Raw genomic sequence first — 22,776 nt, 5'->3', positions numbered from 1 at the left:
CCGGTAGCATTCCCCTGAGTTTGACCCGCCTGGAATCCCCTCATGTCCGACCGCCTGACCCTGCTGCGTCCCGACGACTGGCACATTCATCTTCGCGATGGTGCCGTGTTGACCAATACCGTCGCGGATGTCGCGCGCACCTTTGGTCGCGCCATCATCATGCCCAACCTGGTTCCACCGGTGCGTAACACGGCCGAAGCCGACGGCTATCGCCAGCGGATTCTCGCTGCCCGCCCGGCCGGCAGCCCGTTCGAGCCGCTGATGGTCCTGTACCTGACCGACCGCACCCAGCCTGAAGAAATTCGCGAGGCCAAGGCCAGCGGATTCGTGTACGCCGCCAAGCTGTACCCGGCTGGCGCGACCACCAACTCGGACTCTGGTGTTACCAGCATCGACAAGATTTTCCCTGCACTCGAGGCCATGGCCGAAGTCGGGATGCCGTTGCTGATTCACGGTGAAGTCACCCGTGGCGATGTCGACGTATTCGACCGCGAAAAATTCTTCATCGATGAGCACATGCGTCGTGTGGTCGAGCGTTTCCCGACCCTCAAGGTGGTCTTCGAACACATCACCACCACGGACGCCGTGCAGTTCGTCAACTCGGCTTCGACCAACGTGGGCGCGACCATCACCGCTCACCACCTGCTGTACAACCGCAACCACATGCTGGTGGGCGGGATTCGGCCGCACTTCTATTGCCTGCCGATCCTCAAGCGCAATATCCACCAGGAAGCCCTGCTCGACGCCGCCACCAGCGGCAGCGAGAAGTTCTTCCTCGGCACCGACTCGGCGCCTCACGCCCAGCACGCCAAGGAAGCGGCCTGCGGCTGCGCCGGTTGCTACACCGCCTTTGCTGCCATCGAGATGTACGCCGAAGCCTTCGAACAGCGCAATGCGCTGGACAAGCTCGAGGCCTTCGCCAGCCTCAACGGCCCTCGGTTCTATGGTCTGCCGGCCAACACCGATCGCATCACCCTGGTCCGTGAAGAATGGACCGCCCCTGCCAGCCTGCCGTTTGGCGAGCTGACCGTTATCCCGCTGCGCGCCGGTGAAAAACTGCGCTGGCGCCTGCTGGAGGAACACGCGTGAGTGAAGAGCATTTCGATGACGAACTGGAAGGCAACGGCGGCGGAGGCGGTTCCCGTCATCCGATGGCCGCACGGTTTCGTGGTTACCTGCCGGTTGTCGTCGACGTAGAAACCGGTGGCTTCAACTCGGCCACCGACGCCCTGCTGGAAATCGCCGCGACCACCATCGCCATGGATGAAAAGGGGTTTGTCTACCCGGATCACACCTACTTCTTCCGAGTCGAGCCGTTCGAAGGCGCGAACATCGAAGCGGCGGCCCTGGAGTTCACCGGAATCAAGCTCGATCACCCGCTGCGCATGGCCGTGAGTGAAGAGTCTGCCCTGAACGATATCTTCCGTGGCGTGCGCAAGGCCCTCAAGGCCAATGGTTGCAAACGGGCGATCCTGGTCGGGCATAACAGCAGCTTCGACCTGGGCTTCCTGAATGCGGCGGTTGCACGCCTGGACATGAAGCGCAATCCGTTCCATCCGTTCTCCAGTTTCGATACCGCAACGCTCGCAGGCCTCGCCTACGGCCAGACTGTGCTGGCCAAGGCGTGCCAGGCAGCGGACATCGACTTCGACGGTCGCGAGGCTCACTCGGCCCGCTATGACACCGAGAAGACGGCAGAGCTGTTCTGCGGCATCGTCAATCGCTGGAAACAAATGGGCGGCTGGGAAGATTTCGACGATTGATTGCTCTTTGTAGGAGCGAGCTGGCTCGCGATGGTGGTCAACGATAACGCGGGTTGTCTGGTTCCCCGCGGTGTTCTTGAGTCCTTCGCGAGCGAGCTCGCTCCTACAGAGGTACATAGTTCCAGGTTTATCCCGCGCATAAAAAAACCGGCCTCGATGGCCGGTTTTTTTATATCTGGAACGTACCTTACAGAGCGGCAGCGTGCTCGGTCAGGTAAGCCGCAACGCCTTCTGGCGAAGCGTTCATGCCTTTGTCGCCTTTCTTCCAGTTGGCAGGGCAGACTTCGCCGTGTTCTTCGTGGAATTGCAGAGCGTCGACCAGACGCAGCAGCTCTTCCATGTTACGGCCCAGCGGCAGGTCGTTGATGATCTGCGAACGGACAACGCCTTTGTCGTCGATCAGGAACGCGCCACGGAAAGCCACGCCGTCAGCGGACTGAACGTCGTAAGCCTTCATGATTTCCTGCTTGATGTCGGCAGCCATGGTGTAGCGAACTTCGCCGATACCGCCATTGTTGACCGGAGTGTTGCGCCAGGCGTTGTGGGTGAAGTGCGAGTCGATCGACACGGCGACCACTTCAACGTTGCGTGCCTTGAACTCGGACATGCGGTTGTCCAGAGCGATCAGCTCGGACGGGCAAACGAAGGTGAAGTCCAGCGGGTAGAAGAACACCAGGCCGTATTTGCCTTTGATCGCCGAAGACAGGGTGAAGCTGTCAACGATCTCGCCATTGCCGAGTACGGCCGGTACGGTGAAGTCAGGGGCTTGTTTGCCTACGAGTACGCTCATTGGATATCTCCTGGTGTAATAGCGTGAGAAACAGGGTTCGCATCAGCCTGCCACCCTGAGGCGACAGCCCTGTGACACGATCCCCGGTCGCAAAAGACCGGCCATCATACACCGCGTGTTTGAGCTGGCTTAGCTGTTTTTTCCCTGTACGATGAAATCCCCGACGGTTTTGTATCCCCAGACTTGCCAGGCAGACCGTTCGTCAGCCATACCCGTTTATGACGAAAAGTGTTCTGAAACCACTTTGACAATCATTCTCGTTAACATTAAGATCCATCGCAATTGAGTCACAATCAGCGACGGACCTTCCTTATGTATGTTTGCCTCTGCACTGGCGTCACCGACGGTCAAATCCGCGATGCGATCTATGAAGGATGCTGCAGCTACAAGGAAGTCCGCGTGGCCACAGGCGTTGCCAGTCAATGCGGCAAATGTGCCTGCCTCGCCAAGGAAGTGGTCCGCGAGACCCTGACAAAACTGCAAACGGCTCAGGCCGCAATTCCATATCCGGCAGAATTTACAGCCGCTTGAATATCGAATTTCAAAGAACCGGACATAAGTCCGGTTTTTTTATGTCTCAAAATCAACTAGTTATGCTCTAGACGCGGAACACAAACATTCTTATTCCGATTAATTTTCATTTAAGTTTCAATAACTTAGGTTTGACACTATTAAATACGCGGCTCAAACTCTGCTCTATTGACAGCTAATACAGGGCAGGACCCCATCATGAAAGGCGACGTTACAGTCATCCAGCATCTCAACAAGATCCTTGCCAATGAGCTGGTCGCGATCAATCAATATTTCCTGCATGCGCGCATGTATGAAGATTGGGGCCTGAACAAACTCGGCAAGCACGAGTACCACGAATCCATCGACGAGATGAAGCACGCGGACAAGCTGATCAAGCGCATTCTGTTCCTTGAAGGCCTGCCGAACGTCCAGGACCTGGGCAAACTGCACATCGGCGAACACACCAAGGAAATGCTCGAGTGCGACCTGCGTATCGAACGCACCGGTCACGCGGACCTCAAAGTGGCTATCGCTCATTGCGAAACAGTTGGCGACTTCGGTAGCCGTGAGCTGCTTGAAGATATCCTCGAGTCCGAAGAAGAACATATCGACTGGCTGGAAACCCAGTTGGGCCTGATCGAGAAGATCGGGATCGAGAACTACCTGCAATCGCAGATGGGCGAAGACGAGTAAGTTCTACGCAATAAAAAGCCCCGCTCTCTTTTGAAGAGGCGGGGCTTTTTTATATCTGCTTCTGTAGGAGCGAGCTTGCTCGCGATGGTGGTCAACGATAACGCGGGGAGTCTGGTTCCCCGCGGTGCTCTTGAGTCCATCGCGAGCAAGCTCGCTCCTACAGGAGGTGTCGGTCAGGCTTCAGTCTTGGCAGCGGCTTTTGCAGCAGCGTCTTTGATCAGCGCCTGCAACGAACCATCAGCCGACATCTCGGTCATGATGTCGCTACCGCCGACCAGCTCGCCGGCAACCCACAGCTGTGGGAAGGTTGGCCAGTTGGCATATTTTGGCAGGTTGGCGCGGATTTCCGGGTTCTGCAGGATGTCCACGTACGCAAACTTTTCACCACACGCCATCACGGCCTGTGCAGCTTTCGCGGAGAAGCCGCACTGCGGGGCATTCGGCGAGCCTTTCATGTAAAGCAGAATGGTGTTGTTGGCAATCTGCTCTTTAATCGTTTCGATGATATCCATGGAGCACCTCGGCTGAACTTTCCGACTCATGGGTCGGCACGGTGGCGCATTGTAACGGAAAGCCGAGCGCCCTGCTCGGTCTCTCCGTCAGTATGATTCATGCGGCGCCCACGGTCACCGGCACGCCATTGAGCGCGGCATTTCCCGAGAGTTCGTCAATCTGGCATTCGTCGGTCAGGTCGTTGGCGCTGGAGCCCGGCTGACTGCTGGCAATCGACATTTGCACGCCCGGCCGCGCATGCCCCCAGCCGTGAGGCAGGCTGACCACGCCTTTCATCATGTCCAGACTGCCAAGCACTTCGACTTCAATCACACCCACCCGCGAACTGACCCGCACACGTTGCCCGTCACTGAGCCCGCGACTGGCCAGGTCGTCCGGATGCATCAGCAACTGGTGACGAGGCTTGCCCTTCACCAACCGATGATAATTATGCATCCATGAGTTGTTACTGCGCACATGCCGGCGGCCAACCATCAACAACTCGTCGGCGGCCGGCGCCTGCAAGGCGGCGAAGCGCGCCAGGTCGGCAAAAATCACTGCAGGCGCGGCCTGGATGCGTTGATTGGCAGTCTTCAGGCGCTGTGCGAGGTTAGGCTTGAGCGCTCCCAGATCAACACCATGGGGATGATCGAACAAAGTCGCCAGCGACAGCTTGTACTCGGAAGTGTCGCCGTACAGCCCCATGCGCAGGCCGCGATCGATCATTTGCGCCGGAGCGATGGTGGGTTTCAACTCCTTGCCGGTCCTGGCGGAAAATGCCTTGGCCAGCCCGACGAAGATCTCCCAGTCGTGCAATGCACCTTCGGGTTTGGCCAGGATGGCGCGGTTGAAACGGCTGACGTTGCGCACCGCGAACAGATTGAATGTGGTGTCGTAATGGTCGTTTTCCAGCGCCGATGTGGACGGCAGGATCAAGTCGGCGTAACGCGTGGTTTCATTGATGTACAAATCGATACTGACCATGAACTCCAGCCCGTCCAGCGCCTGCTCGAGCTTTCGGCCATTGGGCGTGGACAGCACCGGATTGCCTGCCACGGTAATCAACGCCCGGACTTGCCCTTCCCCTTCGGTGAGCATCTCTTCGGCCAGCGCCGACACCGGTAACTCTCCGGCGTACTCCGGGCGCCCGGAAACCCGACTTTGCCACAGATTGAAATGCCCGCCCGAAGTCGTCGCCACCAGGTCCACCGCCGGCTCGGTGCACAAGGCCCCCCCCACGCGATCGAGGTTGCCGGTGACCAGATTGATCAACTGCACCAGCCAGTGGCACAGCGTACCGAAAGCCTGGGTCGAGACGCCCATGCGGCCATAGCAGACTGCACTCGGTGCCGCGGCGAAGTCCCGCGCCAATTGGCGGATCTGTTCGGCGGGCACGGCGCACAACGGACTCATGGCCTCGGCGGTGAACGGCGCGACGGTCTCTCGCACCTGCTCCAGACCGTCTACCGGCAGATGGCTGTCACGGGTCAGACCTTCAGCGAACAAGGTGTTGAGCAGCCCGAACAACAGTGCGGCATCACCTCCCGGACGCACGAACAGGTGCTGATCGGCAATGGCCGCCGTTTCACTGCGGCGCGGGTCGACCACCACCACTTTGCCGCCCCGGGCCTGTATCGCCTTCAAACGTTTTTCCACATCTGGCACGGTCATGATGCTGCCGTTCGAAGCCAGCGGATTGCCGCCCAGGATCAGCATGAAATCGGTGTGATCGATGTCCGGGATTGGCAGCAACAAACCATGGCCGTACATCAAATGACTGGTCAGGTGATGGGGTAACTGATCGACCGACGTCGCGGAAAACCGGTTGCGGGTTTTCAACAGGCCGAGGAAGTAATTGCTGTGGGTCATCAACCCGTAATTGTGCACGCTCGGGTTGCCCTGATAGACCGCCACGGCGTTTTGCCCGTGACGCTCCTGAATGGCGGCGAGGCGTTCGGCGATCAGATTGAATGCCGCGTCCCACTCGATGGGCTGCCACTCATTGCCCACCCGCTGCATGGGCTGGTGCAGGCGATCTGGATCATTCTGGATGTCTTGCAGCGCCACGGCCTTGGGGCAGATGTGCCCACGGCTGAACGTGTCCTGGGGGTCGCCCTTGATCGAGGTGATCTGGACGTTACCGCGTTCGACCTCAGTGGTTTCGATGGTCAGGCCACAGATGGCTTCGCACAAATGGCACGCACGGTGATGGAGAGTCTTGGTCATGGCCAGTCTCTGTTTTGTCATGGGCGGGCAACGATGGCCGCGGAAACAAAACTATGGTGCCAGACCCGCCACCACGCCAGCGATGTTCGTCTTGTGAATCGAAGGTTATCAGGCCAGCCGATGACCATCCCGGTTCAGTTTGGTCGTCATCGAAGCGGTGAGGCCCGGTCGTTCCATTAACAGCTGTTTTTTCGATTCCATCGGGAAGCTTCCTGCGTCGCTCGAGATTTGTTTATAACCCTGCACTTTGCATTAGCAAATATTTCAGGCTGGCGACACGCCACCCAAGACCAGGAATGACAGGTCAGAAACCGACTGCCAGCACACCATTGCCGCCCCGCCTGATTGCCAAGCCCCGAGAGGCCGGTGTACAAATGAGCCGCTGCTATCAGGAAACAGGCTTCAAAAGCGCTGCCTCGGTGAACCCGTAGCACCTCTGAAACTCCCTAAAAACTGTAGCCCTATTGGTAAGACGCGACATTTAATTATAAGATCGCGCCTTCCCCTATTTCGTCGCCCCGTGCGGCTTACGCCGCAGGTCTCGCCCGTTGTTCCGTCAAACAAGGCTTTGAGCATCTGCGGTTTGTAGCAAAAAGGTAGTCAATGATGAGCGCAAGGCACTTTCTCTCCCTGATGGATTGCACGCCCGAAGAGCTGGTCAGCGTGATCCGTCGAGGCGTTGAGCTCAAGGACCTGCGTAACCGCGGCGTACTGTTCGAGCCTCTGAAAAACCGCGTCCTGGGGATGATTTTCGAGAAATCCTCGACCCGTACCCGGATCTCCTTCGAGGCCGGCATGATCCAGCTCGGCGGCCAGGCGATCTTCCTGTCGCCACGTGACACCCAGCTGGGTCGTGGCGAGCCGATCGGCGACTGCGCCATCGTCATGTCGAGCATGCTCGACGCGGTGATGATCCGTACCTTTGCCCACAGCAACCTGACCGAATTCGCCGCCAACTCCCGCGTACCGGTGATCAACGGCCTGTCCGATGACCTGCATCCGTGCCAGTTGCTGGCGGACATGCAGACTTACCTCGAACACCGCGGCTCTATCCAGGGCAAGACCGTTGCCTGGATCGGCGACGGCAACAACATGTGCAACAGTTATATAGAAGCGGCGATCCAGTTCGACTTCCAGTTGCGCGTTGCCTGTCCGGAAGGCTACGAACCCAACCCTGAATTCGTGGCCAAGGCCGGCGACCGGGTCACCATCGTTCGCGACCCGAAAGATGCCGTGCGTGGTGCACACCTGGTGAGCACCGACGTCTGGACCTCCATGGGCCAGGAAGAGGAAACCGCCAAGCGCCTGAAGCTGTTCGCACCGTTCCAGGTCAACCGCGCCCTGCTCGACCTGGCCGCTGCCGACGTGCTGTTCATGCATTGCCTGCCGGCGCACCGTGGCGAGGAAATCAGCGTCGACCTGCTCGACGACCCGCGCTCGGTGGCCTGGGATCAAGCCGAAAACCGTCTGCACGCGCAAAAAGCCTTGCTCGAATTCCTCGTTCCGCCTTCGTACCACCACGCATGAGCCAGCCATTACTGCTTAACCTGCGCAACCTCGCCTGCGGCTACCAGGACCAGCGAGTGGTGCAGAACCTCAACCTGCATTTGAACGCCGGCGACATCGGTTGCCTGCTGGGCTCTTCCGGCTGTGGCAAAACCACCACACTGCGGGCGATTGCCGGTTTCGAACCGGTACACGAAGGCGAAATCCAGCTGGCTGGCGAGACCATCTCCAGCGCCGGTTTCACCCTCGCCCCGGAGAAACGTCGCATCGGCATGGTGTTCCAGGACTACGCGCTGTTTCCGCACTTGAGCGTGGCCGACAACATCGCCTTCGGCATTCGCAAGCACCCGCAAAAGGATCGTGTTACCGAAGAGCTGCTGGAACTGGTCAACCTGAAGAACCTCGGCAAGCGCTTCCCCCACGAACTTTCCGGCGGGCAGCAGCAACGTGTCGCCCTGGCCCGCGCACTGGCACCGGAACCGCAACTGCTGTTGCTCGACGAGCCGTTCTCCAACCTCGATGGCGAATTGCGCCGCAAGCTCAGCCACGAAGTACGCGACATCCTCAAGGCCCGTGGCACCAGTGCAATTCTGGTGACACACGACCAGGAAGAAGCCTTCGCGGTCAGCGACCACGTTGGCGTGTTCAAGGAAGGTCGACTGGAACAGTGGGATACGCCCTACAACCTCTACCACGAACCACTGACGCCCTTTGTGGCCAGCTTCATCGGCCAGGGCTATTTCATTCGCGGTCAGTTGAGCAGCCCAGAATCGGTGCAAACCGAGCTGGGTGAGCTGCGCGGCAACCGGGCCTATAGCTGGCCGGTAGGCGGCGCTGTGGACGTGCTGCTGCGCCCGGACGATATCGTCTATGCACCGGACAGCCCACTGAAGGCACGAATCGCCGGCAAGACCTTTCTGGGTGCATCGACCCTGTATCGCTTGCAGCTGCCGACAGGCGCACAGCTGGAGTCGATCTTCCCGAGCCATGTCGATCGTCAGGTCGGGGCGGATGTGGGTATTCGTGTCGCGGCTGAACACCTGGTGCTGTTCCAGGCGTCAGGCAGCACGGCGGCTCAGATTCCTGCTGTTGAATCAGGTGTCCGGCGCTACAGCACGGCCAACTGACAAACATGGATTAAATGTGGGAGCGGGCTTGCTCGCGAAGGCGGAGTGTCAGTCAATGATGATGTTAACTGACTATCCGCCTTCGCGAGCAAGCCCGCTCCCACAACGGGTTTGCGTTATCCCAGCATCAGCGTACCGCTGGCAACCAGGGTCGCATTCCCGCCGATCTTCACCCGGTCACCTTCCAGCCGGCAGAACAACTCCCCTCCTCGCGTCGAACACTGACAGGCCGTCAGGCTCGACTTGCCCAAACGCTTCGACCAGTACGGAATCAGGCTGCAATGGGTCGATCCGGTTACCGGATCTTCGTTGATGCCGATCGCCGGTGCGAAATAACGGGACACGAAATCGTGTTGGTTGCCTCGTGCCGTCACGATGGCACCCAGCCATGGCAATTTCGCCAGGGCCACCATGTCCGGCGTGCAGTCGAGTACCGCTTGCTCGGACTCAAGCACCACAAACAACTCATTCGAGCCCAGCACTTCGACAGCTTCAACGCCGAGCGCACGCTCGACATCCAGGGTCACACCGATTCCCGAGGGGATGATCGACGGGAAATCCAGCCACAGGCGCCCACCTTCACGCGTTACGCTCAACGGGCCGGATTTGCAGATAAAGTCCAGCCGTTCGACGGGTTCCTTGTAGATCTCAAACAATACATGGGCGCTAGCCAGCGTCGCATGACCGCACAATGGCACCTCGGTGGTCGGTGTAAACCAGCGGATATGCCAGCCTTGCCCTTCGCGCACGACAAACGCCGTTTCGGCGAGGTTGTGTTCGGCGGCAATCTTTTGCATCAATTCATCGGCAAGCCAGGTATCGAGCCGATAGACCATCGCCGGGTTGCCGCTGAATGGCTGATGGCTGAACGCGTCGACCTGATGGAACTCTAGCTGCATAACCTTCTCCCTTTGTCAGACCGCTGAGCATGCAGCGCCGACCGACCCGGCACCAGTGACAGAGCCGGCCGATTTTCACCATACAGCGGTGCGCGCACGTCAACGCTCACGCACGGCCGATATCGGCAAACTTCGCCTGGGTGTGTTCGGCCAGCACGGCCGGTGCCAATTCGACTTCCAGTCCACGTCGACCCGCACTGACAAAAATGCTGGCAAAGGGCTGGGCTGAATTATCAATGAACGTACGCAAACGCTTTTTCTGCCCCAGCGGGCTGATCCCGCCCAACAGATAGCCAGTGGAGCGCTGCGCTGCCGCCGGATCAGCCATTTCGACCTTTTTCACGCCGGCGGCGTGGGCCAGCCCTTTCAAGTCCAGACTGCCGACAACCGGCACCACGGCCACCAGCAACTCGCCCTTTTCGCTGGCCGCCAGCAAGGTCTTGAACACCTGCGCCGGATCGAGCCCGAGTTTTTCCGCTGCTTCCAGCCCGTAGGAGGCAGCCTTCGGGTCATGTTCGTAACTGTGTACGCGATGTTCGGCCCGAACCTTTTTCAACAAATCCAATGCGGGGGTCATGGCAGCTCCAGACATGGCGGCAGAAGAAAAATACTGCGCCGGATTCTAGGACATTGATCGTTAAAAGGCTCTACGGCAGCGCATCCATAACGCCATCGCCTGGCCATCCCATTACCCAACGACTTGTTCATTCATGCGACGAATAGTTTATTTATGACCGATGGTTCACTTTCGACCTTTGACAGTAGCGTTTCTTGTCTATATTTTTTCGTTTCTGAAACTGTACGAAATGTCCTACCGCAGTACCCGGCAGTAAACCGCGACCAGGATGGGGATCCTGCCTCGGCGAAAACCGCGCTCCGACCATGATGGAAAATAGCGCCAGACAACAAAAAAAATTGAGGTTTCAATGACAACTGCTTTACAACAACCGTCGCTCTCGAGCCAATGCATGGCCGAGTTTCTGGGTACAGCGCTGCTGATCTTCTTTGGTACAGGTTGTGTTGCCGCGCTCAAAGTCGCGGGTGCCAGTTTTGGCTTGTGGGAAATCAGCATTATCTGGGGCGTCGGCGTCAGCATGGCGATCTACCTCACCGCCGGGGTTTCCGGGGCTCACCTGAACCCTGCCGTGAGCATTGCCCTGAGCATTTTCGCGGACTTCGAAAAGCGCAAATTACCTTTCTACGTACTCGCCCAAGTGGCGGGGGCCTTCTGTGGAGCACTGTTGGTTTACACGCTCTACAGCAATCTGTTCTTCGAATTCGAACAAACGCAGCACATGGTTCGCGGCACTCAAGCCAGCCTTGAACTGGCCTCCGTGTTCTCCACTTTCCCGAACCCTATGCTGACCACCGCCCAGGCATTTCTGGTCGAGGTGATCATTACGGCCATCCTGATGGGCGTGATCATGTCCCTGACCGACGACAACAATGGCCTGCCCAAAGGCCCGTTGGCACCGCTGCTGATCGGCCTGCTGATTGCGGTGATCGGCAGCTCGATGGGACCGCTGACCGGTTTTGCCATGAACCCCGCACGAGACTTCGGCCCTAAACTGATGACTTTCTTCGCCGGCTGGGGTGAAATTTCCTTCACTGGCGGACGCGACATTCCGTATTTCCTGATTCCGGTTTTCGCACCGATTGTCGGTGCCTGCCTCGGCGCTGCGGCCTATCGCGGGTTGATCGCCCGTCATCTGCCAAACGCCACACCTGCTACAAAGGAAGCAGTACCTGCCATCGACGGCAAACCGAGAACGTCTTGATACCGTTGGCGCGTGCCCCTGCCCTTTGATCACGCGCCAGACCTCACTCCCTTTTTTCGCCCAAGGCAATCGACATGACCGACACACAGAATAAGAACTACATCATTGCCCTCGATCAGGGTACGACCAGCTCCCGCGCGATCATTTTCGACCGCGACGCGAACGTGGTCTGCACCGCCCAACGGGAGTTCGCACAGCATTACCCGCAAGCCGGTTGGGTCGAGCATGACCCGATGGAGATCTTCGCCACTCAAAGCGCCGTGATGGTCGAGGCCCTGGCACAAGCCGGCCTGCACCACGATCAGGTCGCAGCCATCGGCATCACCAACCAGCGCGAAACCACCGTGGTGTGGGACAAGAACACCGGCCGCCCGATCTACAACGCAATCGTCTGGCAGTGCCGACGCAGCACCGAGATCTGCCAGCAGCTCAAACGCGACGGTCACGAGCAATACATCAGTGAAACCACCGGCCTGGTCACGGACCCGTATTTCTCCGGCACCAAGCTCAAGTGGATTCTCGACAACGTCGAAGGCAGCCGTGAGCGCGCGCGCAACGGTGAGCTGTTGTTCGGCACCGTCGACAGTTGGCTGATCTGGAAGTTTACCGGCGGCAAGGTGCATGTCACCGACTACACCAACGCCTCGCGCACCATGCTCTTCAACATCCACACCCTGGAGTGGGACGCGAAGATGCTGGAAGTCCTCGATATCCCGCGTGAGATGCTCCCGCAGGTCAAATCGTCGTCCGAAATCTACGGCCACACCAAAAGCGGCATCGCCATCGGTGGCATTGCCGGCGACCAGCAAGCGGCCCTGTTCGGCCAGATGTGCGTCGAGCCAGGCCAGGCGAAAAACACCTATGGCACTGGCTGCTTCCTGCTGATGAACACCGGCGACAAAGCCGTGAAATCCCGACACGGCATGCTGACCACCATCGCGTGCGGCCCGCGTGGCGAAGTGGCCTACGCGCTGGAAGGCGCGGTATTCAACGGTGGCTCCACCGTGCAATGGCTGCGTGACGAGCTGAAGATCATCAACGACGCCCACGACACCGAATACTTTGCCAACAAGGTCAAGGACAGCAACGGCGTGTATCTGGTGCCGGCTTTCACCGGACTTGGCGCACCGTACTGGGACCCGTACGCCCGCGGCGCATTGTTCGGCTTGACCCGCGGCGTACGTGTGGACCACATCATTCGCGCAGCCCTGGAATCGATTGCCTACCAGACCCGCGACGTGCTCGACGCCATGCAGCAGGACTCCGGCGAACGTCTCAAAGCCCTGCGCGTGGATGGCGGTGCAGTGGCCAACAACTTCCTCATGCAGTTCCAGGCCGACATCCTCGGCACTCAGGTCGAGCGCCCGCAAATGCGTGAAACCACGGCACTCGGTGCCGCTTACCTGGCAGGCCTGGCCTGTGGCTTCTGGGGCAGCCTGGAAGAGCTGCGCGGCAAGGCAGTGATCGAACGCCGCTTCGAACCGACACTGGACGAAACGGCGAAGGAAAAGCTCTACGCCGGCTGGAAAAAAGCCGTCAGCCGCACCCGCGACTGGGCAGCTGAAGACGAGGCTGAATAAACCGGAATACGAGCTCGTATCTGTATGTCCAAACAGCGTGAAAACGTAGCGAGCGAAGAAAAGACAAGGCAAAAACAGGCGAGGACCGGCTGGGGTCGCACCCGACTTTACGAGGTTGTAAATGAGCAGTCCGAGCCTGTTTTTAACGCAGGATTTCTTGCGTAACGCCGAAGGCGCCCAGCACGAAAGTAGTTTTCACGTTGTTTGGAAACTGGTCGGGAGCAGATTCCTGCGTCATCATGGGCAAATTTTGCACGGCAGCCCAAAGGACGCCCCATGAATCTGCCTCCCCGTCAGCAACAAATCCTCGAACTGGTTCGCGAACGCGGCTATGTCAGCATCGAGGAAATGGCCACGCTGTTCGTCGTTACCCCGCAGACCATCCGCCGCGATATCAATCAGCTCGCGGAAGCCAATTTGTTGCGTCGCTATCACGGCGGCGCGGCTTACGACTCAAGTGTCGAAAACACTGCCTACGCCATGCGTGCCGACCAGATGCGCGATGAAAAACAGCGTATCGGCGAAGCCATCGCCGCGCAGATTCCCGACCATGCCTCGTTGTTCATCAACATCGGCACGACCACCGAATCCATCGCCCGGGCACTGCTCAACCACAGTCACCTGAAGATCATCACCAACAACCTGCATGTGGCGTCGATGCTCAGCGCCAAGGACGATTTCGACGTGCTGCTGACCGGTGGCAACGTACGGCGTGACGGTGGAGTAGTCGGTCAGGCCAGTGTCGACTTCATCAACCAGTTCAAGGTCGATTTCGCCCTGGTCGGCATCAGCGGCATCGATGAAGACGGTAGCCTGCTGGACTTCGATTATCAGGAAGTGCGGGTATCCCAGGCGATCATCGCCAATGCCCGGCAAGTGATCCTCGCGGCCGACTCCAGCAAGTTCGGGCGCAACGCCATGATTCGCCTGGGGCCGATCAGCCTGGTTGATTGTCTGGTCACCGATCAACAGCCCTCCCCGGCGCTGGCGCAGCTGTTGAACCAGCACAAGGTTCGGCTGGAGGTTGTATAACGCCGAAGGCGGTTGAACAACCTGTAGGAGCCAGCAAGCCGGCCCCTACAATAAATACCCCGCAACACTCTCTTCCTCCACACTCAATGTTCGAATATTTTCCTTTAACGGCCCTTCGATGAGTATTTTCAATCGAAGCTGACTGGCTGTGCGCGTCTTTATGGGCTAGTATTTTCGCAAATGAACATTAATGTTCGAATTCAAATACAAAACATCAAAGAATTCCGAGGCTGAGCCGATGCCCACTTCCACCTTGCCTACGCCCCCTCTCGCCGAGGTTTACGATATCGCCGTCATCGGTGGCGGGATCAATGGCGTGGGGATCGCAGCGGATGCCGCCGGCCGCGGTCTCTCGGTCTTCCTTTGCGAAAAGGATGACCTGGCCAGCCATACCTCGTCGGCCAGCAGCAAGCTGATCCACGGTGGCCTGCGCTACCTCGAACATTACGAATTCCGCCTGGTGCGTGAAGCCCTGGCTGAGCGCGAAGTGCTGTTGGCCAAGGCCCCGCACATCGTCAAGCAAATGCGTTTCGTGCTCCCACACCGCCCGCACTTGCGCCCGGCGTGGATGATCCGCGCCGGCCTGTTCCTCTATGACAACCTGGGCAAGCGTGAGCAGCTCGAAGGTTCGAAAAGCCTGAAGTTCGGCCCCGACAGCGCGCTGAAAAGCGAGATCACCAAAGGCTTCGAATATTCCGATTGCTGGGTCGACGACGCGCGCCTGGTGGTATTGAACGCCATGGCCGCCCGGGAAAAAGGCGCCCACGTTCACACCCAAACCCGCTGCGTCAGCGCGCGCCGTACCAAGGGCCTGTGGCACCTGCACCTGGAGCGCGCCGATGGCAGCCTGTTTTCGATCCGCGCCAAGGCCTTGGTCAATGCGGCCGGGCCATGGGTCGCCAAGTTCATTCGGGATGACCTGAAGATGGAATCGCCTTACGGCATCCGCCTGATCCAGGGCAGCCACCTGATCGTGCCGAAACTGTACGAAGGCGAACACGCGCACATCCTGCAAAACGAAGATCAGCGCATCGTGTTCACCATTCCGTACCTGAATCAGTTCACCCTGATCGGCACCACCGACCGTGAGTACACCGGCGATCCGGCAGCCGTAGCGATCACCGACGGCGAAACCGATTACCTGTTGAACGTGGTCAATGCCCATTTCAAAAAGCAAATCAGCCGCGACGACATCCTGCACAGTTATTCCGGGGTGCGCCCACTGTGCAACGACGAATCCGACAACCCGTCGGCCGTGACCCGCGATTACACCCTGGCGCTGTCTGGCACTGGCGAAGAAGCGCCGTTGCTGTCGGTGTTCGGCGGCAAGCTCACTACCTATCGCAAACTGGCCGAGTCGGCGCTGGCGCAACTGGCACCGTACTTCAAGCACATCCAGCCAAGCTGGACCGCCAGCGCTACGCTGCCGGGTGGTGAAGACATGACCACCCCGCAAGCCTTGAGCTCGCGTATCCGCGACAAGTTCGACTGGGTGCCGAGCGAGACCGCTCGCCGCTGGGCCACTTCCTATGGCAGCCGTACCTGGCGCATGCTCGAAGGCGTACAGGACCTCAGCGATATGGGCGAGCACATCGGCGGTGGTCTCTACACCCGTGAAGTCGATTATCTGTGCAGCGAAGAATGGGCCACCAGTGCCCACGACATCCTCTGGCGCCGCAGCAAGCTCGGCTTGTTCACGACGGTGGCCGAACAGGAAAAGCTCAAGGATTACCTGAACCAGGTCGAACAGAACCGCAGCAAGATCGAAGCGGCCTGATCGGTCGCCGGCATGAATAAAAGCCCCTGGGTCTCACGATCCAGGGGCTTTTTCGTATCGATGGATTTCAGTCACGCAAATCCGATTCATGAATCGGCTGCTCACGGTGAGTCGCCCGCTGATACTGCGCCGGCCACACGGCCTTGTGCCCGCCCAGATCATCGTCTGCATGCAGTGCCCAGTACGGATCGCGCAACAACTCGCGGGCCAGGAAGATGATGTCCGCCTGACAGGTGCGCAGGATGTGCTCGGCCTGCGCTGGTTCGGTGATCATGCCAACGGTGCCGGTGGCCATGCCCGACTCCTTGCGCACACGCTCGGCGAAGCGGGTCTGGTATCCCGGCCCTGTGGGAATCTCGGCATTCACCGCCGTCCCGCCCGATGAAACGTCGATCAGATCCACCCCCAGGGCTTTGAGGCGACGCGCGAGCTCCACGGTTTCATCGGGGTTCCAGCCGTCCTCCACCCAATCGGTGGCGGAGACCCGGACAAACACCGGCAATTCTTCAGGCCACACTGCACGCACCGCTTCGGTGACCTGCAGCACCAGCCGAATGCGATTTTCGAACGAACCGCCATATTGATCGCGACGCTGATTGCTCAACGGCGACAGGAACTGATGCAGCAGGTAACCATGGGCGGCATGCACTTCGACCACCTTGAAACCGGCCGTCAGCGAGCGCTTTGCCGCATCGACAAAGGCCTGGATCACCTTGGCGATCTCGCCGTCATCGAGTTGTCTGGGTTGGGTGTGCTGCGGGTCGAACGCAATCGGTGAAGGGCCGACCGGCACCCAGCCGCCCTCGGCGGGTTTGACGCTGCCATGCTTTCCGAGCCACGGCCGATAGGTGCTGGCCTTGCGCCCGGCATGGGCCAACTGAATGCCGGCAACGGCCCCTTGGGCGTTGATGAAGCGGGTGATGCGCTGCAGGGGCTCGATCTGCTCGTCATTCCACAGACCGAGGTCCTGAGCCGTGATACGCCCGTCGGCAGTGACCGCCGTGGCTTCGGTAAACACCAGCCCGGCCCCGCCGATAGCGCGACTGCCGAGGTGGACCAGGTGCCAGTCATTGGCCAGGCCATCGGCACTGGAGTACTGGCACATCGGCGAAACAGCGATGCGGTTGGGCAGGGTCAATTGGCGAAGGGTAAAGGGTTCAAGCAGCAGACTCATGGGGCACCTCTCGTATCAGTGGGCAGGCTCCAGGTTCTGTTTGAATAGTCGACGAGTGACAGGAAAAAGGTACAACACCCGCCCCCGCGGGCAAAAAATTCGACAAGACGTCACAAGGATAATCAAGCAGTGCTTAGAGCCTAGTCGACATCGGGGGATGTCGCCCCCTTGTAGGAGCGAGCTCGCTCGCGATGAGCGACAGGACACCGCGGGGTATCAGGTCCCCAGCGCCATCGTTCACGTCCATCGCGAGCGAGCTCGCTCCTACAACAGGGGTCGATTCAACGCGGTTCGATATGGGCAATCATCAGTTGAACCGTCTCGTTGCCCCGAAACTCGTTGAGGTCGAGCTTGTAGGCCAGTTCCACCCACTTGATGGTCGGATTCGGCCAGATGTCGCGGTCGATCCCGAAGGCGATGCCGTCGAGTTTCACCGAACCACATTCACTTTTCAGCACGACTTTAAGGTGCCGCTCCCCCACCACCCGCTGCTCGACCAACTGGAACACCCCATGAAACAACGGCTCGGGGAAGTGTTGCCCCCAAGGGCCGGCATGCCGCAGGGCGCGGGCCAGTTCCAGGTGAAACTCTTCCACCGCCAGGGTGCCGTCCGACAGCAGGCGGCCAGTCAGGTCTTCTTCGCGCAGTTGCCGGCGTACTTCAACGTCAAAGGCTTCGGCGAACAGGGGGAAATTCGCCTCCGGCAGCGTCAGGCCAGCAGCCATTGCATGGCCACCGTACTTGGTGATCAGATTCGGATGCTGCGCCGCCACCACGCTCAACGCGTCGCGGATATGAAAGCCCTGGACCGAACGCCCCGAGCCCTTGAGCTGTCCATCTCCGGCATCGGCAAAGGCGATGGTCGGGCGGAAATAGCGCTCTTTCATTCGTGACGCGAGGATACCGATGACACCCTGGTGCCACTCGGGATCGAACAGGCACAAGCCGAACGGCATCGACTCCACCGGCAGATCCTTGAGTTGCGCCAGCGCTTCGCGCTGCATGCCCTGCTCGATGGATTTGCGATCCTGGTTCATGCCGTCCAATTGAGCAGCCATCTCACGGGCCAGACCGGCGTCTTCGGTCAGCAGGCATTCGATGCCCAGGCTCATGTCATCCAGGCGCCCTGCGGCGTTCAGGCGCGGGCCGACAATGAAACCCAGATCGGTGGAGGTGATGCGCGCATGATCGCGCTTGGCCACTTCGAGGATCGCCTTGATCCCCGGCCGGGCACGTCCGGCGCGAATCCGCTCCAGCCCCTGATGCACCAGAATCCGGTTGTTGGCATCCAGCGGCACCACGTCGGCCACGCTGCCCAAGGCCACCAGATCGAGCAATTCGCCGATATTCGGCTGCGGCTTGCTGGTGTACCAGCCCAGCTCGCGCAACCGCGCACGCAGGGCCATCAGCACGTAGAAAATCACCCCGACACCGGCCAGCGCCTTGCTCGGGAACTCGCAACCGGGCTGGTTCGGATTGACGATGGCATCGGCCAAGGGCAGCTCGTCACCGGGCAAGTGGTGGTCGGTGACCAGCACCTTGAGCCCGGCCTTTTGCGCCGCTGCCACGCCTTCGACGCTCGAGATGCCGTTATCGACAGTGATCAGCAAATGAGGCTGACGCTCAAGCGCGACCGCGACGATCTCCGGTGTCAGGCCGTAGCCGTAGTCGAAACGGTTCGGCACCAGATAATCGACATGCGCCGCACCCAGCAAACGCAGGCCCAGCGTGCCGACGGTGCTGGCCGTCGCGCCGTCGGCATCGAAGTCGCCGACGATCAGAATGCGTTGGCGTTGTTCGAGCGCCGTCACCAACAGATCCACGGCGGCATCGATGCCCTTGAGCTGCTGGTACGGAATCAACCGCGCCAGGCTCTTGTCCAGTTCCGCCTCGGATTGCACGCCCCGCGCCGCGTAAAGGCGGGTCAGCAGTGGCGGAATATCACCGAGGAATGGCAGGGTGTCGGGCAGCAGGCGAGGTTCGATGCGCATGGGGCGAAAGATGCTTCTCTTCAATACGTAGGATAAAACCGGGTGACGCGCTAAAGCGGCGAAAAATCAGCCGCGCTCACCGGCCAGCCACTGCAACTGGACTTCGTGCTGACCACGGTCGTCGGTGACGAAGATCGTCCCTTCGCTGATCATCACATCCCACTTGATAACGCGCGGCATGTCTTTGGCCAGGATTTCCAGGACTTCCTGAGGCACGGCAGCGATGTTGACGTTTTTCAGGTTTTTCACCGCCGGCACCACTTTGCCTTCCCACACGCGCAGGCTGCCGTAGGCCAACAGGCTGGTACGCTCAGTGCGGCGCGAGCACCAGGTCAGGCGCTCGGCATCCGGCTGGCCGACTTCGATCCAGTGCAGGACGCGGTCATCCAGGCTTTTTTCCCACAAGGCAGGTTCATCCACTTCCGACAGACCGCGGCCGAACGACAGCTGCTCGTTGTACCAAAGGGCGTAGGCCAACAGGCGTACGGTCATGCGCTCTTCGGTTTCCGAAGGGTGACGGGCAATGGTCTGCTTCACGTTCTCATAGACGCTGCGGTCGAGGTCGGTGAGGTTCAGTTCAAACTTGTAGGTCGTGGACGGCTGGGCCATGAACGGGCTTCTTGATACGAGGAAAGGCGGCAAGTCTAACCGATGCGCAAGGTATTCCACGAATTGAAGGTGATCGACCTGAAGCGTCTGACAGTCGGCTATGTTAAAACGCTGTATTCGCTCATCCCTTGCCCTACAGGATTCCGTATGCCGTTCACCGCCAAACCGCTTTCCGGTCTGAAAGTCATCGAATTGGGCACCTTGATTGCCGGCCCGTTTGCTTCGCGCATTTGCGCCGAATTCGGTGCCGATGTGATCAAGATCGAATCCCCGGACGGCGGTGATCCATTGCGCAAATGGCGCAAATTGTATGAAGGCACTTCGTTGTGGTGGTTCGTCCAGGCCCGCAACAAAAAGTCCCTGACCCTCAATCTCAAGCACCCCGACGGTCTGGCGATCCTGAAACAGCTGCTGGGTGAAGCAGACATTCTGATCGAAAACTTTCGCCCCGGCGTCCTGGAAAAACTCGGCCTGGGCTGGGATGTCCTGCACGCCCTGAACCCGAAACTGGTCATGGTGCGGCTGTCGGGTTTCGGCCAGACCGGCCCGATGAAAGATCAGCCCGGCTTTGGTGCGGTCGGTGAATCCATGGGGGGCCTGCGCTACATTACCGGCTTCGAAGACCGGCCACCCGTGCGTACCGGCATTTCCATCGGCGACTCGATTGCCGCGCTCTGGGGCGTGATCGGCGCACTGATGGCCCTGCGTCATCGCGAGGTCAACGGTGGCCAGGGGCAAGTGGTGGACGTGGCGCTGTATGAAGCCATCTTCGCGATGATGGAAAGCATGGTCCCGGAGTTCGATGTGTTCGGCTTCATTCGCGAACGCACGGGCAATATCATGCCGGGCATCACCCCGTCCTCGATCCACACCAGCGCCGATGGCAAGCACGTGCAGATCGGCGCCAATGGCGACGCGATTTTCAAACGCTTCATGCTGATCATTGGCCGGGAAGACCTGGCCAACGACCCCCTGCTTGCCAGCAACGATGGCCGCGATGCCCGACGCGACGAGATTTATGGCGTCATCGATCGCTGGGTCAACTCGTTACCGCTGGACACCGTGCTGGCGCTGCTCAATCAGGCTGACGTGCCAGCCAGCAGGATCTTCAGCGCCGAAGACATGTTCAATGACCCTCAGTACCTGGCGCGGGAAATGTTCCTGCAAGCCAAGCTGCCGGACGGTAAAGACTTCAAGATGCCGGGCATTGTGCCGAAACTCTCAGAGACACCCGGTGAATGTGAATGGGTCGGGCCACAACTGGGTGAACACAACGCACAGGTACTCCAGGAACTTGGCTATGACGCGACGCAGATCGCACAGTTGCGCAAAGACGGAGCCATCTGAGCTGAGGCGCCTGCCGGCATGGGGCATTCACTGCCCATTGCGCGGCGGCTGGCTGCTGTGCGTGCTGGCGACCTTGTTCCTGCTCCTTGAACCGACCCCCTCAGCCCTGGCGCAATCCAGGGACACCCTGATCTGGCTCAAGCGCGACCTGCCACCGTTGACGATTTTCGACGGGCCGAAAAGGGGTCAGGGCGTTATCGATCAATTGCTTCCATTGTTGATTGCCGGCATGCCGCAATACCAGCACAGCGTGATGAGGGTCAATCGCGCGCGTGGACTGCAAATGCTTCACGAACCGACCCTCGTCTGTGATGCGGCGCTGAACTGGAGCAAGGAACGGGAAAAGTGGATCGCCTTTTCCATCCCGGTCTTCCGTGCCATGAGCAATGGCCTGGCCGTGCGGCGCGTTGACCAGTTCGTGCTGGCCCCCTTTATCAAGGATGGCGAAGTGGACCTGGCAGAGTTGCTCGCCAGCGGCCGCGAAAAACTGGGGATTATTGCCGAGCGCAATTACGGCGAATACCTCGACGGGCTGCTCAAGCAAGCGCCAGCCAACTCGCTGACCCCTCATTACGGCAACGACGCCTTGGGCAGCCTGCTGCAAATGCAGCGCCTGGGACGCTTGCGCCTGCTGCTGGGATATCGTCCGGAAATTCGCTACCAGGCCTCACTGCAAGGCATCACCGAGGATCAATTGCAGTTCTATCCGATCCGGGGCACAGGCAAATACCTGTCCGGTTACATCGGTTGCACTGACACGCCCAAGGGCCGGCAGGCCATTGTCGAGATCAACCAGGTACTGCGCACCCTGCCCCGCGAACGCCTTGATCAGGCCTACGCCGCCTGGCTGGATCCGCAAAGCCGCAGCGATTACCTGAAAGACACCAAGGCGTTTTTCGACAATCTGGTGCAGCCATGACAAATCCCGGGCAAAAAGAAACCCCGGGAAGTGGGGAGACGGCCCGGGGTTAAACGTGGCCTGTTTGGAGACCAGTAGCAGCAAGCTACAAGCACCGGAGCACAATGCTTGATCCTGCTGTTACAAGGTCTGACTGACCTCGGCGCGGGAAGGTTCCCACAAAAATCCGTTCAATTGCGGCCGGACAGCAGCTTGTCCTGCGCTGCATTTCGCAATGCCGCGATGACACAAGGCTCCAGGCGTCCTTCAGCGATCAGCACGTCGCGATGCAAACCGTCGACCACATCCGTCAGCAGGCGTTTGTCATTCAACTGGGCCTGATTGAACTCGCGCTCGACCACGGTCGCGCCGATAGCATTTTTCAGGGTCACCCGGCATTCACCTCGAATGCCTGACGGGGTCAATGTGACCTGATACGGGCTCAGCGCTTCACCGAGCAACAGACTGATACTTTCCATCCCGATCACCACTCAATAGTCCGAAAACAATGTGCCTGGGTCATGCTTGCAACAGATGACCACTGGCCCGAGAAGAAAGTTCTGGATACCGACCGCAAGCGA

21 protein-coding genes are annotated in these 22,776 nt (G+C 59.4%); 12 read left to right on the top strand and 9 right to left on the bottom strand.

Annotated elements, in window-relative coordinates; genetic code table 11:
- The first annotated feature begins 42 nt into the window (after nt 1-42).
- Both pyrC and rnt read left to right on the top strand, forming a co-directional pair.
- Nucleotides 43-1,089 carry a dihydroorotase gene (pyrC, locus tag ACEN8Q_RS28770; RefSeq protein WP_413704069.1) on the top strand — a complete coding sequence of 349 codons (1,047 nt, stop codon included), beginning with the start codon at nt 43-45 and terminating at the stop codon, nt 1,087-1,089.
- Nucleotides 1,086-1,763 (top strand): ribonuclease T, encoded by a 678-nt coding sequence (rnt, locus tag ACEN8Q_RS28765; RefSeq protein WP_110660659.1) that lies wholly within the window; start codon nt 1,086-1,088, stop codon nt 1,761-1,763. The genes pyrC and rnt overlap by 4 nt, the downstream gene beginning before the upstream one ends.
- A gap of 187 nt (nt 1,764-1,950) precedes the next feature.
- Here rnt and ACEN8Q_RS28760 read toward each other — a convergent pair whose 3' ends face one another.
- Entirely contained in the window at nt 1,951-2,553 is a 603-nt protein-coding gene (locus ACEN8Q_RS28760) for a peroxiredoxin (protein WP_007971324.1), read from the bottom strand.
- A 312-nt stretch (nt 2,554-2,865) separates the two neighbouring features.
- Between ACEN8Q_RS28760 and ACEN8Q_RS28755 the strand changes: the two genes are divergently transcribed.
- Together ACEN8Q_RS28755 and bfr are read left to right on the top strand one after the other, a co-directional pair.
- Nucleotides 2,866-3,084: a bacterioferritin-associated ferredoxin gene (locus tag ACEN8Q_RS28755; protein ID WP_007985869.1), complete on the top strand. Its 219-nt coding sequence runs from the start codon at nt 2,866-2,868 to the stop codon at nt 3,082-3,084.
- Nucleotides 3,085-3,282: 198 nt separating this feature from the next.
- Nucleotides 3,283-3,759, top strand: a complete 477-nt coding sequence (gene bfr / locus ACEN8Q_RS28750) for a bacterioferritin (RefSeq protein WP_057396758.1) — start codon at nt 3,283-3,285, stop codon at nt 3,757-3,759.
- Nucleotides 3,760-3,932: 173 nt separating this feature from the next.
- On the opposite strand, the gene grxD is transcribed toward bfr, so the two are convergent.
- Nucleotides 3,933-4,271, bottom strand: coding sequence for a Grx4 family monothiol glutaredoxin (gene grxD / locus ACEN8Q_RS28745; RefSeq protein WP_413426106.1), 339 nt, complete (start codon nt 4,269-4,271; stop codon nt 3,933-3,935).
- A gap of 97 nt (nt 4,272-4,368) precedes the next feature.
- Entirely contained in the window at nt 4,369-6,477 is a 2,109-nt protein-coding gene (locus tag ACEN8Q_RS28740) for a molybdopterin oxidoreductase family protein (protein ID WP_413704068.1), read from the bottom strand.
- A 606-nt stretch (nt 6,478-7,083) separates the two neighbouring features.
- Here ACEN8Q_RS28740 and argF point away from each other — a divergent pair.
- Both argF and ACEN8Q_RS28730 read left to right on the top strand, forming a co-directional pair.
- Nucleotides 7,084-8,004, top strand: a complete 921-nt coding sequence (argF, locus tag ACEN8Q_RS28735) for an ornithine carbamoyltransferase (protein WP_413426102.1) — start codon at nt 7,084-7,086, stop codon at nt 8,002-8,004.
- On the top strand, nt 8,001-9,110 hold the full coding sequence (locus ACEN8Q_RS28730; RefSeq protein WP_413704067.1) for an ABC transporter ATP-binding protein: 1,110 nt from the start codon (nt 8,001-8,003) through the stop codon (nt 9,108-9,110). The genes argF and ACEN8Q_RS28730 overlap by 4 nt, the downstream gene beginning before the upstream one ends.
- 116 nt (nt 9,111-9,226) lie before the next feature.
- Here ACEN8Q_RS28730 and ACEN8Q_RS28725 read toward each other — a convergent pair whose 3' ends face one another.
- Both ACEN8Q_RS28725 and ybaK read right to left on the bottom strand, forming a co-directional pair.
- Nucleotides 9,227-10,009, bottom strand: coding sequence for a PhzF family phenazine biosynthesis protein (locus ACEN8Q_RS28725; protein ID WP_413704066.1), 783 nt, complete (start codon nt 10,007-10,009; stop codon nt 9,227-9,229).
- A gap of 106 nt (nt 10,010-10,115) precedes the next feature.
- A complete protein-coding gene (gene ybaK, locus ACEN8Q_RS28720) occupies nt 10,116-10,586 on the bottom strand; it encodes a Cys-tRNA(Pro) deacylase (RefSeq protein WP_007971306.1) in 471 nt (156 codons plus the stop codon).
- Nucleotides 10,587-10,935: 349 nt separating this feature from the next.
- On the opposite strand from ybaK, the gene ACEN8Q_RS28715 reads away from it, so the two are divergent.
- The 4 genes from ACEN8Q_RS28715 (at nt 10,936) to glpD (ending at nt 16,176) form a co-directional block, all read left to right on the top strand.
- On the top strand, nt 10,936-11,787 hold the full coding sequence (locus ACEN8Q_RS28715) for an MIP/aquaporin family protein (protein ID WP_413426096.1): 852 nt from the start codon (nt 10,936-10,938) through the stop codon (nt 11,785-11,787).
- Between the two features lie 74 nt (nt 11,788-11,861).
- Nucleotides 11,862-13,367: a glycerol kinase GlpK gene (gene glpK / locus ACEN8Q_RS28710; RefSeq protein WP_413426094.1), complete on the top strand. Its 1,506-nt coding sequence runs from the start codon at nt 11,862-11,864 to the stop codon at nt 13,365-13,367.
- A gap of 276 nt (nt 13,368-13,643) precedes the next feature.
- Nucleotides 13,644-14,399: a DeoR/GlpR family transcriptional regulator gene (locus tag ACEN8Q_RS28705; RefSeq protein ID WP_007971301.1), complete on the top strand. Its 756-nt coding sequence runs from the start codon at nt 13,644-13,646 to the stop codon at nt 14,397-14,399.
- 238 nt (nt 14,400-14,637) lie between these two features.
- Nucleotides 14,638-16,176 carry a glycerol-3-phosphate dehydrogenase gene (gene glpD, locus ACEN8Q_RS28700; protein ID WP_413426092.1) on the top strand — a complete coding sequence of 513 codons (1,539 nt, stop codon included), beginning with the start codon at nt 14,638-14,640 and terminating at the stop codon, nt 16,174-16,176.
- Between the two features lie 67 nt (nt 16,177-16,243).
- Here the strand turns inward: glpD and ACEN8Q_RS28695 are convergent, their stop codons facing one another.
- From ACEN8Q_RS28695 to ACEN8Q_RS28685, 3 genes are all read right to left on the bottom strand, one after another.
- Nucleotides 16,244-17,350: an NADH:flavin oxidoreductase/NADH oxidase gene (locus ACEN8Q_RS28695; RefSeq protein WP_413426090.1), complete on the bottom strand. Its 1,107-nt coding sequence runs from the start codon at nt 17,348-17,350 to the stop codon at nt 16,244-16,246.
- A 281-nt stretch (nt 17,351-17,631) separates the two neighbouring features.
- Nucleotides 17,632-19,341, bottom strand: coding sequence for a single-stranded-DNA-specific exonuclease RecJ (recJ, locus tag ACEN8Q_RS28690; protein WP_413426088.1), 1,710 nt, complete (start codon nt 19,339-19,341; stop codon nt 17,632-17,634).
- 66 nt (nt 19,342-19,407) lie between these two features.
- Entirely contained in the window at nt 19,408-19,950 is a 543-nt protein-coding gene (locus ACEN8Q_RS28685; RefSeq protein WP_413426086.1) for a YaeQ family protein, read from the bottom strand.
- Nucleotides 19,951-20,097: 147 nt separating this feature from the next.
- Between ACEN8Q_RS28685 and ACEN8Q_RS28680 the strand changes: the two genes are divergently transcribed.
- Nucleotides 20,098-21,297 carry a CaiB/BaiF CoA transferase family protein gene (locus tag ACEN8Q_RS28680; protein WP_413704065.1) on the top strand — a complete coding sequence of 400 codons (1,200 nt, stop codon included), beginning with the start codon at nt 20,098-20,100 and terminating at the stop codon, nt 21,295-21,297.
- Nucleotides 21,251-22,216 carry a TIGR02285 family protein gene (locus ACEN8Q_RS28675; protein WP_413426082.1) on the top strand — a complete coding sequence of 322 codons (966 nt, stop codon included), beginning with the start codon at nt 21,251-21,253 and terminating at the stop codon, nt 22,214-22,216. The genes ACEN8Q_RS28680 and ACEN8Q_RS28675 overlap by 47 nt, the downstream gene beginning before the upstream one ends.
- 170 nt (nt 22,217-22,386) lie before the next feature.
- Here ACEN8Q_RS28675 and ACEN8Q_RS28670 read toward each other — a convergent pair whose 3' ends face one another.
- Nucleotides 22,387-22,674, bottom strand: coding sequence for a DUF3509 domain-containing protein (locus ACEN8Q_RS28670; RefSeq protein WP_413426080.1), 288 nt, complete (start codon nt 22,672-22,674; stop codon nt 22,387-22,389).
- Nucleotides 22,675-22,776: the final 102 nt, after the last annotated feature.

This window comes from Pseudomonas sp. Pseusp16 (assembly GCF_047324915.1).
GTDB lineage: Bacteria > Pseudomonadota > Gammaproteobacteria > Pseudomonadales > Pseudomonadaceae > Aquipseudomonas > Aquipseudomonas fluorescens_CD.
Note: the sequence above shows the minus strand (reverse complement) of the source record. Positions and strands in the feature narration are given on the sequence as shown.

Bases quoted from the DNA above. Each gene is read 5' to 3' on its own strand.
- ACEN8Q_RS28740 (WP_413704068.1), bottom strand. From the start codon at position 6,477: ATGACCAAGACTCTCCATCACCGTGCGTGCCATTTGTGCGAAGCCATC.
- ACEN8Q_RS28695 (WP_413426090.1), bottom strand. From the start codon at position 17,350: ATGAGTCTGCTGCTTGAACCCTTTACCCTTCGCCAATTGACCCTGCCC.
- glpD (WP_413426092.1), top strand. From the start codon at position 14,638: ATGCCCACTTCCACCTTGCCTACGCCCCCTCTCGCCGAGGTTTACGAT.
- ACEN8Q_RS28730 (WP_413704067.1), top strand. From the start codon at position 8,001: ATGAGCCAGCCATTACTGCTTAACCTGCGCAACCTCGCCTGCGGCTAC.
- ACEN8Q_RS28680 (WP_413704065.1), top strand. From the start codon at position 20,098: ATGCCGTTCACCGCCAAACCGCTTTCCGGTCTGAAAGTCATCGAATTG.
- ACEN8Q_RS28715 (WP_413426096.1), top strand. From the start codon at position 10,936: ATGACAACTGCTTTACAACAACCGTCGCTCTCGAGCCAATGCATGGCC.
- ACEN8Q_RS28675 (WP_413426082.1), top strand. From the start codon at position 21,251: ATGACGCGACGCAGATCGCACAGTTGCGCAAAGACGGAGCCATCTGAG.
- ACEN8Q_RS28685 (WP_413426086.1), bottom strand. From the start codon at position 19,950: ATGGCCCAGCCGTCCACGACCTACAAGTTTGAACTGAACCTCACCGAC.
- ACEN8Q_RS28705 (WP_007971301.1), top strand. From the start codon at position 13,644: ATGAATCTGCCTCCCCGTCAGCAACAAATCCTCGAACTGGTTCGCGAA.
- ACEN8Q_RS28755 (WP_007985869.1), top strand. From the start codon at position 2,866: ATGTATGTTTGCCTCTGCACTGGCGTCACCGACGGTCAAATCCGCGAT.
- recJ (WP_413426088.1), bottom strand. From the start codon at position 19,341: ATGCGCATCGAACCTCGCCTGCTGCCCGACACCCTGCCATTCCTCGGT.
- glpK (WP_413426094.1), top strand. From the start codon at position 11,862: ATGACCGACACACAGAATAAGAACTACATCATTGCCCTCGATCAGGGT.
- grxD (WP_413426106.1), bottom strand. From the start codon at position 4,271: ATGGATATCATCGAAACGATTAAAGAGCAGATTGCCAACAACACCATT.
- ACEN8Q_RS28760 (WP_007971324.1), bottom strand. From the start codon at position 2,553: ATGAGCGTACTCGTAGGCAAACAAGCCCCTGACTTCACCGTACCGGCC.
- ACEN8Q_RS28670 (WP_413426080.1), bottom strand. From the start codon at position 22,674: ATGGAAAGTATCAGTCTGTTGCTCGGTGAAGCGCTGAGCCCGTATCAG.
- argF (WP_413426102.1), top strand. From the start codon at position 7,084: ATGAGCGCAAGGCACTTTCTCTCCCTGATGGATTGCACGCCCGAAGAG.
- ACEN8Q_RS28725 (WP_413704066.1), bottom strand. From the start codon at position 10,009: ATGCAGCTAGAGTTCCATCAGGTCGACGCGTTCAGCCATCAGCCATTC.
- ybaK (WP_007971306.1), bottom strand. From the start codon at position 10,586: ATGACCCCCGCATTGGATTTGTTGAAAAAGGTTCGGGCCGAACATCGC.
- pyrC (WP_413704069.1), top strand. From the start codon at position 43: ATGTCCGACCGCCTGACCCTGCTGCGTCCCGACGACTGGCACATTCAT.
- bfr (WP_057396758.1), top strand. From the start codon at position 3,283: ATGAAAGGCGACGTTACAGTCATCCAGCATCTCAACAAGATCCTTGCC.